Source organism: Actinoalloteichus spitiensis RMV-1378, from assembly GCF_000239155.1.
In the GTDB taxonomy this organism is placed as follows: domain Bacteria; phylum Actinomycetota; class Actinomycetes; order Mycobacteriales; family Pseudonocardiaceae; genus Actinoalloteichus_B; species Actinoalloteichus_B spitiensis.
This window is the reverse complement of the sequence record NZ_AGVX02000333.1, coordinates 1-9,965: the sequence shown is the minus strand read 5'-3', so window position 1 is coordinate 9,965 and position 9,965 is coordinate 1. Positions and strand designations below refer to the sequence as shown.

Here is a 9,965-nt window from a genome sequence, read left to right as displayed (position 1 = left end):
GGGCCCCCGCCGCCGATCTCGTTGAGACCGTCGATCGCCTCCTGGCCGGCTGCCTTGGCGTCCTCGACGGCCTGCCGGGCGGCCTCACCGGCTCCCGCGTCGCCACCGCCGCCAACGCCTTCGCCACCGCCGCCGATGCCCTCCTCACCGCCGATCCCGTCGCCGATGTCGAGTCCGCCGGGCGAGCCACCGGGTGAGCCACCGCCGGCGCCCTCACCGGCGGAGTCGAAGCCCGGGGCACTGTTCCCGATCTCGTTGAGACCGTCGATGGCGTCCTGGCCGGCTGCCTTGGCGTCCTCGACGGCCTGCTGCGCCTCCTCGCCGGCGCCACCCACGTCCAGGCCGCCTGGCGACTCGCCTCCGGCCTGGTCCCCGGCGCCGCCACCGCCGACACCGGGCGCTCCACCGGCCCCGATGCCCTCGGTGTCCTCCCCCGGGCCCTCCTCCACCAGTTCACCGGGAGCGGTCAGGCCCTCGGTGTCCACACCTGGTGCTTCCTCCCCGGGGAGCTCGCCGCCGTACCCCTCCTCCACGGGGGTTTCGGGGACGGCGGGCACGTGCTCCTGGGGGATCTGGTCCGGCAGCTGCTCTCCTGGCAGTCCCTGGCCGTTCCCGGGAGCACCGGGCTGGTTGCCGACCGTCTCGACCTGCGGTGGCTGGAAGACCGCGCCGGCGGAGGACAACGGGGTGTCCAGCGCCTTGCCGAGGGAGTCCTTCAGCGAGTCACCGACCGGCAGGTACACCTCGTCGGAGAGGTGTTGCATGGCGTCGCGGGCCGCCTTGAGCCGCTCCTGGCCCAGGTTGCTGTACGACTTCGCGAACCCGAAGGCCATTATCGCCGCGACGGGGTTGATCGCCATCACCGCCATACCCGTCCTGATGAGTTGGAGCGCTGAGTCGTAGAGGCCCTGCGCCGCCTCGACCTCGGTCAGGATCGTGTCCCGGGCCTCCTGCGCCCGGTCCCCGACGTCGACGAAGATCCCGTACCCGCCGGAGCCGCCGCTGCCCCCGCCGTCCTCGCCCCGGATGGGGTGTTGGTCGAAGTGGCTGGGCGACAGCGCGCTCACCACCCGACCGGAGATCCGCACCAGCTCGGCGACGTAGTTCTGGAACGACTCGGCCGCCGCACCCTCGAAGACCCCGTCGGCGTCGAGCTTCTTGGCCTGGGACTTGATCGAGTCGAGCGTCGTGTCGAGGTTCTGCGCGATGGTCGGGAAGACCTCACCGGCGTGCCGCAGCGTGGGAGCTTCGATGGTCCGGGCGGTCTCCACCAACCAGTCCATCGACGAGTCGGCATAGCTGGTGGACGGCCGGTCGTTCTCGCCGTTCAAACGATCGGACATCGGTGTTCTCCCTCGTGGGGGGTGGGCGGAGGGCGGCGGGCGCCACCATCGGCAACGGAGCTCCGTGCGTTGCCGGGGTCGCGGGCGACGCCGGGGGCGCAGTGATCTGTCGACGTTCCTGCCCCACCGGGCAGGAACTGCTGGGCCTACGCGTCGTGGTCGGGCTTTTCGGCCGGAACACCCTTCAACGGCTCCGCCGGCGCGTACCCAGGCTCCACCGGCAGAGCCACCGACTTCATCGGCTGCAACAACGGTTCCGCCGGCGCGTACGCGGGCTCGAGCGGGCGCACCGGCGTGTACAGGGGCTCGAGCGGCTGCTGCCGTGTCACCAACGGCTCCCCCTGGACGGCGGGGATGGCGGGAGTCATGGGTGTCCCGTAGTTGACCGGCGTGTACTGCGGCGGGTAGGTCGGCCGCTCGTACTGGTAGTTCGCCGGAACGGACCGCGACTCGTAGGTGGGCGACTGGCCCGCGTACCCACCGTTGTGCGACTGGTACGTCGGTGGCACGTATCCGGGTTGGTAACCGGGATACGAGTTCGAGGACGAGTACTCGCCCGGCATGGGCTCGGGGGGCGGGAGCGCCATGTCGCTCACGAGGCCGTCGATCTGGGCGGTCACCCTGGCCAGCTCGGCGGCGTTGTTCTCGTCGACATCCTCGAAGAGGCTGGCGATCTCCTCGAGGTTGTCCCCGATGTAGGTGACCACTTTCTTGAGGTCGATCAGGTGCTGGCGGAGTTCCTCCTTGCGGTTCCCGACGACGTCCTCGAGGTAGTGGCCGGCGGCCAGGTTCCCGGGCCGGATCTCGATGGACAGGAGCTCCGACATCATCTCGTCGAAGTTCGACAGGAGGCTCTTCAGCGCGGTGGCCGCGTTCCGGACCTCGTCCGGATCCATGGTCGTGTTCGAATGGGACATGGTGGGCGACTCCAGAGGATCAGTGGCGGTGGACCGGCTCGGAACCGACACACGGGAAAGCGGAACCCGTCACCGGCGGGTTCCGCTTTCCCGGAGCCTCAGAAACCGCCGGCCGACGCGCGGTCCTGGCGCTGGAGGTTGTCAGCGGCGCTCTCGATGGCGGTGGCGGCGTTGTTCAGCGTGTTGTTGGCCGAGGCGAACGCCTGCGTCACCAACGACGACTTCGACCCGTAGGCGTTCGCGGCCTCACCGTCGAAGGAGGCGAGCTGGCGCTGGGTGTCGCTGCGCAGCCCGTCCACCGAGGCCTGGATTCCCCTGGCCGAGTTCCGCATGATGTTGATGCCCTCGGCGATCTTCGGGTAGACGTAGTTGATGTTGTCGCTCATGCCGCTCCGTTCGGAATTCTGTGTCGTGCGAGGGACGTGCGGAAGTTCTGGGAATCAGAGCATTCCGGCGTAGGGGTTGCCCTGGTTCCCGACGTTCATGAGGTCCTGTCCGGACGTCTCGTCGGTGGTCTCGAGCTTGTTCGCGGAGTTCCGCACCTGCTCGGCCATCTCACGGAGCTTCTGCTCGATCCTCGCGAACTCGCTGTCCCACTGCTCGTGGACCCGCTTCAGCGTGTTCATCAGGGCGCCGCTGTTCGCGGAGACCAGTGCCGACACCTCACCCTGAACCCGCTGACGCTCGCGGTTGAGCGAGTCCGCCTCGCTGTCGTGCCGGCCCGCGGTCGCGCGGAGCTCTGCGGGAGTCAAACGTGTCTGCTGGGACATCTCACCCTCACCGTCGGCATAGGAAAACACGGGACGCATCGACAACCACGGATCCGCGGTTTCACCGATGCTGACAGGACCAAGCACATCACCGATCCCGAGTGCGTTCCGACCGGAACGCGTCCCCCTGTTGCTGTCGCAGGGGTATCCCTCAGTTGTCCCCCTCGGACTGGGGCGGCACGGGTTGGCGCGGACGAATGGCCTGTTCCGGATCGAGCACCGGCCCCGTCGGCAGGGCGGCGAGCAGTTCACCGGGGACGGGCACTGCCCGGCTACCCCCGTACCCGAGAGTGGCCGCCACCTGGGTCGAGGCCAAGGGGTACTTCACCCCGAGGTCGGTGACGAGGTAGTGGGTACCGCCGTCCACACCGGGGGCGGGGAGGTCCCGGACCAGGACACCGCTGTTGGGCGGAACCAGGACCCGGTCGGCACTACCGGCCTCCGTTCCCCCGGCCGGGCTGACGGGCCCGTCGACGGTGTCCCGGTCCACCATGCTGACCGCGATGTCCGGGCCGTCGGTGGAACCGAGGGTGAACCGCACGCACGGCCGGACGCTCGCCGACGCGTCCAGGTCGACGAGGGCCGGTGGGGTGTTCGGGTGGTCGACCCCGGCGATCGGGGCCGAGGAGCGCGGTGCGCCGGCGAGGGCCTCCGGCCCGATCGTGATCGGGCGGACGCCGCCCCCGGGGTAGGCGGCCGCGGTGGCCGGGGAGGCCAGGGCGAGGCTCGCCATCGTCGGGCTCACCGGCGCCAGGCCGTCCCGCCGCAGCACGTAGAACTCGGTGGCGTCGATCACCGGGTTGTCCACCTGGTAGATCTGGCCGACGACGCCGGGGCTGTTCCCGATCGGCGCGGTCTGCTCGCCGATGCCCTCGACCCCGGGAGGAGCGAGGTCCGGCCCGGTGGGCAACGCGTTGACCCAGCTGGCGGTCACCCGCAGGGGGGTGACCGTGTCGTACCCGAGGGCGGCGGCGATGGTGCCGTCCGAGAAGCGGTACCGGCGGCCCTGCCACACCAGGTGCGTCTGGTCGTCGGGCCCCACCACGAGCAGGCCCTCGCGGTCGGCGAGGGTCACACCGGCGGGACCGGCGACCAGCAGGGTGGTGGCGGGCCGCTCCTGGCCGGACTCGTCGGTGACGGTGGAGGCGCAGGACAGCCAGGGGCCGTCCGTCATGTCCGCCGCCGCCGGCAGGGAGTCCGGCGCGTTGGGGATGCCGATGGGCACGCCGCGCGGCACGCCCTCCAACGACCGCTGGGACACCTGCGCCACCTGGCCCTGCGCGTCGTTGACCGCGAGCCGGGCCGAGGCGTAGTTGAGGACCGGGTGCAGCAGCCCGTCCAGGTACAGGTAGCGGGCGCCGGTCTCCTCCTCGACGATGATGGTCCCCGCCGCGCGCCACGAGTCGTTGCCGCTGGGCACGATCAGCCCGTAGACCCCGAAACCCGCGCTGATCAGGGCGGCCAGCAACACGCCGCCGAAGAAGCCGGTGCCGAACCTGCGGTGCGGCGGGGCCGGTTCGTCGGTCCTGGCCCGCATCAGCGCGGACACCAGCCGGCCCACGACGAAGAAGTAGGCTTGGACCTGGTCGCGCCGCGACTGCACGGCCCCTCCTCGTTCTGGTGTCTAGCTGCCTCGGGCGGGCCGTCACGGTGACCGCGCCGGCCCCTGTGTCGGAAGCGGGATCAGCCCGCGAGCCCCCGCATGATCCCGTACACGTCGAGCATGGCCAACAACAGTGGGGCCACCGCCGCCGCGCACAACGTCTCCAGGATGTCCACCGTCCGGCCCCAGTAGGGCGGCGGCCGGTAGCCGGGCATCTTCGCGCTGCCGGCCAGCAACGCCAACGCCAGGACCATCACGCCGCCGAACACCCAGGCGAGGCGTTCCACCAGGGCCTGGTCGGCGGCGAAGGCGATCACGACGGCGGCCAGGCCGTAGCCACCGGCCGCCAGCAGGGACCAGCGGTGCCGTCCGGCGTCGAGGTGCCGGGAGCGCAGCACGAGCAGCAGTCCCACCACGGCGGCGGTGATCAACGCCCAGCCCGAACCGTTCCAGACCAGCGCCGTCAACAACGCGGCCTCGATCAGCGAGAACACCAGGTACAACGTCGTCATGTACCGGTCGGTGGCGACGGCACCGTCGATGACGGACTGGAACGGGGTCGGCTCGATGTCCTCGTTGAGCTCCTCCGGCGCGGTCGGCAGCGTGGGCAACCCCAGCCTGCCCAGTCGGAAGGACATGCTCGGCACGAAGTTCTGCGCCACGAGGGTCACCACGAGCACGATGCCGGCGGCCCCGGACACGCCGAGCGTGTCACTGCCGGCGAGCAGCGCCGTCGCGAGGGTGAACACCGAGAGCACGAGGCCGCCGGTGAAGACCAGGGCCGCGTCGGCGACGCCCACCAGGCCGAGCACCAGGGCCGCCGCACCCGCCGCCGAGGCGCACACCGCGCTGATCGTCGCGGTCGTCGAGTCGGAGAAGACGAGGGGGAACAGCCAGCCGAAACCGGCGGCGTAGCCGAAACCGGCGACGGCCAGCACCGCTCCGGTGACGGTGTCCCGCACCGACCGGGCGACCACGGCAGCCGACACCAGCAGCGCCGCGGCGATCCCCCCCATCACCGAGACCCTCGGCACCACCGGGCCCGGCACCAGCAGCACCAGGAGGCCGAGCAGCAGGGTGGCGCCGGCGAAGCCGAGCAGCATGTTCCGGGTGGCGCGCGGTTTCCAGCGGTCCCGACGCATCCGCGACTGGTCGGCGACCCCGGCCACGAGGTCGTCGAAGTCGATGGCGGGGAGCCCGTCGGTGCGGGGGCGCAGGTGCACGGTCTCCCCGTCGACCAGGCCGAGCTCCCCGGGGGTGTACTCCTCGTCGAACGGTGGCTGCCCCAACCGTTGGAGCACGAACCCCTCGTGTTCGACGGCCTCGTCGGCCAGGTCGCCGCCCGCCTGCCGGAGGATCGCCGGCAGCAGGTCGACCAGGGGGACGTCGCTGGGCAACGCCAGATCAACGGCGTTGTCCCCGATCACCAACCGAAGTCGGCAGAGTTGACTTGTGGCATCCTTGGACGCGTCATCCACGTGGTGTTGAGTTCCTCATACCCCGGTTGGCCGGGTTTCCGTTCCCTTGACAAGGCGGAAGCTAGCCACGAATGTCGCAGCCTTGCTCCGTTCGTGCGGTACCGCCGGTGATTTGAGGGTTATCTCTCGCCAAAGGAGACACGGTGAGCACGACGTTGTTCCGCAGGCCCCCGCGCCGGGTCGGTCCGAAGATGCCCGGTGGGGAGCTGGGCCTCCAGGAGCCGCCGACCGTGCCGGAGCCGCAGAGCGGCAACATGGCCACCGTCCTCACCTACCTGCCCATGGCGCTGGGTTCCGGTGCCATGATGTTGATCTTCCTCCAGCCCAACTCGAGCCCGCTGTCCTACATGGCGGGTGGGATGATGGGCATCGCGAGCATCGGCATGCTGGTGGGCCAGCTGGCGAGGACGGCGTCCGAACGCAAACGGCAGATGCACGGTGAGCGGCGGGACTACCTCCGCTACCTCTCCCAGGTGCGCAAACAGGTCCGGGAGAAGTTGGCCGCGCAGCACAGGGCGGCGACCTGGACCCACCCCGATCCGGCGTCCCTGTGGTCGCTGTCGCTGAGCTACCGGCTGTGGGAACGCCGCACCGGGCACGACGACTTCGGGGAGGTGCGGCTGGGTCTCGGTTCGCAGCACTCGGCGATGAAGCTGATCCCGCCGCAGACCAAACCGGTGGAGGACCTGGAGCCGCTGTCGGCGCACGCGTTGCGCCGGTTCCTCCGCGCGTACAGCACCCTGTCGCCCTCGCCGATCGCGGTCTACCTGCGGGGCTTCGCCCGGTTGCAGTTGCGCGGGGACCAGGCGGTCAGCAGGGACCTGGTCCGGGCCATGCTCGCCCAGCTCGCCGCCTTCCACTCCCCCAACGACCTCACGATCGCGGTCTGCGCGAAGGCCGAGAACATGCCGGAGTGGGACTGGGTGAAGTGGCTCCCGCACGCCCAGGACCCGGACCGCCGGGACGCGCTGGGACCGCTGCGGATGGTCGGCGCGGACTTCGCCGAGCTGGAGGAACGGCTCGGGGAGTCGTTCACCGCACGCACCAAGTTCGAGACCGGCACGATGATCACCGCGGGCGAGCCGCTGGTGGTGATCGTCGTCGACGGCGTCGAACCGCCGCCCGGCCACCAGAGCGTGGACACCGGCTACCAGAACACGGTGCTCATCGACGTGGGGGGCACCCTGCCCTGGCGGCCGAACCGGAGCGTGCTGCACCTGGAGGTCAGCGCGGACGAGATCGGCCGGGTCAGCTTCGACCGGACCGGCAAGGAGAGCTCCGCGCGGCTGTGCGCGCCGGACCGGATGTCGGTGCGGGCGGCCGCCTCACTGGCCAGGGGCATGGCCCACCACCGGATGAGCACCAGCAACGACACCAGCGCCCCGCTCAGCGGCGACTACGAACTGACGACGCTGCTCGGCGTCGGCGACGCCAGGACCTTCGACCCCACTCCGGTGCGCCAGGCCCGCTCCTCCCGGCAACGCCTCCGCGTCCCCATCGGCGTGGCCGAGGACGGCTCGCCGGTGGACCTGGACATCAAGGAGTCCGCCGAGTCCGGGATGGGTCCGCACGGGATGCTCGTGGGCGCCACCGGGTCCGGCAAGAGCGAGCTGCTGCGGACGCTCGTGGCGGCCTTGGCCATCACCCACTCCTCGGAGGAGCTGAACTTCGTCCTCGTCGACTTCAAGGGCGGGGCGGCGTTCCTCGGGTTCGACCAGTTGCCCCACACCTCGGCGGTGATCACCAACCTGGTCGACGAACTCGAACTGGTCGACCGGATGGCGGACGCGTTGACCGGGGAGATGACGCGGCGGCAGGAGCTGCTGCGGGCGGCGGGCAACTACGCGTCCCGCCGCGACTACGAACAGGCGCGTCGCAACGGGGTCGCCCTCGAACCGCTGCCCGCGTTGTTCGTGGTGGTCGACGAGTTCAGTGAGATGTTGGTCAGCAAGCCCGACTTCATCGACGTGTTCGCCACCATCGGCCGTCTCGGCCGCAGCCTGGGCGTGCACCTGCTGCTGGCCTCGCAACGCCTGGACGAGGGCCGGATCTCCAAGGTGGAGACGCACCTGTCCTACCGGATCGGTCTGCGCACGTTCTCGGCGATGGAGAGCCGCGCGGTGATCGGCGTGCCCGACGCCTACGAGCTGCCCACCTCCCCGGGCAACGGCTACCTGCGCAGCGACACCCACACCCTCGAGCGGTTCAAGGGCGCCTACGTCTCCGGTCCGTACCGGTCCAGCCGCCGCCAGCACAGCCGGGAGGTCATCGAGGAACAGCTGCACGTCTTCGAGGCGGGCTACCTGGCGCCGAAGGTGCGGACCGAACGGCTGGTCAGCGAGGAGGAGCTCGCCGCGGAGCGGGAGGCCGGCGCGAAGCAGGCCGGGCTGAGCGTGCTGGACGTGCTCATCGACCGGTTGCGGGGTCTCGGGCCGCGCGCCCACCAGGTGTGGTTGCCACCGTTGCGCCGCTCGGCAACCCTCGACGAGCTGCTGCCGCCGTTGCTGGAGGAGCCCGGCCGCGGCCTGATGGTGGCCGATCCGTCGCTGGTGCGGCCGTTGAACGCGCCGGTGGCACTGGTCGACCTCCCCGAGCAGCAGCGCCGTGACCTGCTCACCGCGGACCTGTCGGGTTCGGCGGGGCACATGGCCGTGGTGGGCGGGCCGCAGAGCGGGAAGAGCACCGTGCTGCGCACCGTGATCACCGGGCTCAGCCTGATGCACGATGCCACCGAGGTGCAGTTCTACTGCCTGGACTTCGGCGGTGGCACGCTGTCCTCGCTGTCGGGTCTTCCGCACGTGGGCAGCGTGGCGAACCGGCTCGACCGGGACCGGGTCAGCCGCACCGTGATGGAGATGTCGGCGTTGTTGGAGCGGCGGGAGCTGCTGTTCCAGGCGAACAACATCGACTCGATCGCCAACTACCGGCGGGCCCGCAGGGAGGGGCGGCTGGGCGAGCAGGACCCCTACGGGGACGTGTTCCTGGTCATCGACGGGTGGTACACGGTCCGGCAGGAGTTCGAGGAGCTGGAGGACCGGTTGGGGGAGATCGCCGCTCGGGGTCTGACCTTCGGCATCCACCTCATGGTGGCCGCGACGCGGTGGGCGGAGATGCGCCCGTGGCTGCGGGACGTGCTCGGCACCCGGTTCGAGCTGCGGCTGGGCGACCCGGTGGACTCGGAGATCGGCAGCAAGATCGCCGCACAGGTGCCCGCGATCCCCGGCCGGGGCATCACGGCGGAGGCGATGCACTACCTGACGGCACTGCCGAGGGTCGACGGCCGGTCCAGCACCGACGACCTGCCCGACGCCGCCCTCGACCTGGTGGACACCTTCGCGGTGCCCGGTGTGCCCCAGGCGCCGCCGGTGCGGATGCTGCCGGCCACCGTGTCCGCCCGGGACCTGCCGGGGCCCCAGGCCGACCGGCCGGAGGCCGAGGTGCGGGTTGCGCTGGGCCTGGACGACGTGGACCTGGCCCCGCTGTGGCACGACTTCGACGTCACCCCGCACCTGCTGGTCTTCGGCGACGGCGAGACCGGGAAGACGAACCTGCTCCGCCACATCGCCCGGTCGGTGGCCGCCCACCACCCGGCCGGCGAGGCCCGGATCATGTTCGCCGACTTCCGCCGCGAGCTGTACGACGCGGCTCCCCAGGAGCACCAGATCGCCTACTCGGTGACCAGCGACTCGTTCGCGGAGAACGTCGGGCACGTCGCCGAGTTGATCAAGAAGCGGCTGCCCGGCCCGGAGATCACGCCGGACCGGTTGTCCAAGCGGGACTGGTGGACCGGTGGCCGGCTGTTCATCCTGGTGGACGACTTCGAGCTGATGGGCGGCGGCTACGGCGGGCGGCCC

General features: G+C 70.8%; 6 protein-coding genes and 1 pseudogene. 1 reads left to right on the top strand and 6 read right to left on the bottom strand.

Annotation, left to right across the window (positions count from 1 at the left end):
- From ACTIDRAF_RS31995 to eccD, 6 genes and pseudogenes are all read right to left on the bottom strand, one after another.
- Window positions 1-1,343, bottom strand: a pseudogene (locus ACTIDRAF_RS31995) (hypothetical protein); the annotation flags it as partial.
- Window positions 1,344-1,489: 146 nt separating this feature from the next.
- Window positions 1,490-2,260: a WXG100 family type VII secretion target gene (locus ACTIDRAF_RS0215110; RefSeq protein ID WP_157163051.1), complete on the bottom strand. Its 771-nt coding sequence runs from the start codon at window positions 2,258-2,260 to the stop codon at window positions 1,490-1,492.
- A gap of 98 nt (window positions 2,261-2,358) precedes the next feature.
- Complete coding sequence (locus ACTIDRAF_RS0215105; RefSeq protein WP_016699570.1) at window positions 2,359-2,646, bottom strand: WXG100 family type VII secretion target; 288 nt, start codon at window positions 2,644-2,646, stop codon at window positions 2,359-2,361.
- Between the two features lie 54 nt (window positions 2,647-2,700).
- Complete coding sequence (locus ACTIDRAF_RS0215100; RefSeq protein ID WP_016699569.1) at window positions 2,701-3,030, bottom strand: WXG100 family type VII secretion target; 330 nt, start codon at window positions 3,028-3,030, stop codon at window positions 2,701-2,703.
- A 151-nt stretch (window positions 3,031-3,181) separates the two neighbouring features.
- Window positions 3,182-4,633, bottom strand: coding sequence for a type VII secretion protein EccB (eccB, locus tag ACTIDRAF_RS0215095; protein WP_016699568.1), 1,452 nt, complete (start codon window positions 4,631-4,633; stop codon window positions 3,182-3,184).
- 80 nt (window positions 4,634-4,713) lie between these two features.
- Window positions 4,714-6,111 carry a type VII secretion integral membrane protein EccD gene (gene eccD / locus ACTIDRAF_RS0215090; RefSeq protein ID WP_026066136.1) on the bottom strand — a complete coding sequence of 466 codons (1,398 nt, stop codon included), beginning with the start codon at window positions 6,109-6,111 and terminating at the stop codon, window positions 4,714-4,716.
- A gap of 143 nt (window positions 6,112-6,254) precedes the next feature.
- Between eccD and ACTIDRAF_RS0215085 the strand changes: the two genes are divergently transcribed.
- The coding region (locus ACTIDRAF_RS0215085) for a type VII secretion protein EccC (protein WP_016699566.1) at window positions 6,255-9,965 on the top strand (3,711 nt) is incomplete at its 3' end.

Bases quoted from the DNA above. Each gene is read 5' to 3' on its own strand.
- ACTIDRAF_RS0215100 (WP_016699569.1), bottom strand. From the start codon at position 3,030: ATGTCCCAGCAGACACGTTTGACTCCCGCAGAGCTCCGCGCGACCGCG.
- ACTIDRAF_RS0215110 (WP_157163051.1), bottom strand. From the start codon at position 2,260: ATGTCCCATTCGAACACGACCATGGATCCGGACGAGGTCCGGAACGCG.
- ACTIDRAF_RS0215105 (WP_016699570.1), bottom strand. From the start codon at position 2,646: ATGAGCGACAACATCAACTACGTCTACCCGAAGATCGCCGAGGGCATC.